The sequence below is a fragment of the Pseudomonas sp. AL10 genome (genome assembly GCF_029960685.1).
Lineage (GTDB): Bacteria > Pseudomonadota > Gammaproteobacteria > Pseudomonadales > Pseudomonadaceae > Aquipseudomonas > Aquipseudomonas lactis.
Window position 1 is genome coordinate 1 of the sequence record NZ_JASBQZ010000092.1, and the last position, 790, is coordinate 790.

A 790-nucleotide genomic window follows, 5' to 3' on the forward strand; every position below is an offset into this window, starting at 1 on the left:
GGTGCACGCGCTGATGGGCGAGAACGGCGCAGGCAAGTCGACCCTGCTGAAAATCCTCGGCGGCGCCTACATTCCATCCACCGGCACCGTGCAAATCGGCGCGCAAACCATGGCGTTCAAATGCGCCGCCGACAGCATCGCCAGCGGTGTGGCGGTGATTCACCAAGAGCTGCACCTGGTGCCGGAAATGAGCGTGGCCGAGAACCTCTTTCTCGGGCATTTGCCCACGCGCTTTGGCGTGGTCAACCGAGGCCTGCTGCGCAAGCAGGCCCTGGCCTGCCTCAAGGGCCTGGCCGATGAAATCGACCCCGACGAGAAGCTCGGGCGCCTGTCCCTGGGCCAGCGCCAATTGGTGGAAATCGCCAAAGCGCTGTCCCGCGGCGCCAACGTGATCGCCTTTGATGAACCCACCAGCAGTTTATCGGCGCGGGAAATCGACCGCTTGATGGCGATCATCGCGCGCCTGCGCGATGAGGGCAAAGTGGTGCTCTACGTGTCCCATCGCATGGAGGAGGTGTTCCGTATTTGCGATGCGGTGACGGTGTTCAAGGACGGCCGCTACGTGCGCACCTTCGAGGACATGAGCACACTGACCCATGACCAGTTGGTGACCTGCATGGTCGGTCGCGATATCCAGGATATCTATGATTACCGCCCGCGTGAGCAAGGCGAAGTGGCGCTCAAGGTGGACGGCTTGCTCGGTCCCGGCCTGCGTGAACCAATCAGTTTCCAGGTGCGCAAGGGCGAGATCCTGGGCCTGTTCGGGCTAGTGGGCGCGGGGCGTACCGAG

The 790-nt window shown here is 63.0% G+C and carries 1 protein-coding gene; it reads left to right on the forward strand.

What is annotated here, in order from left to right; translation table 11 throughout:
* Window positions 1-790, forward strand: a 790-nt coding sequence (locus QK296_RS28935; RefSeq protein WP_282392364.1) for an ATP-binding cassette domain-containing protein, incomplete at both ends; no start/stop codon positions are given.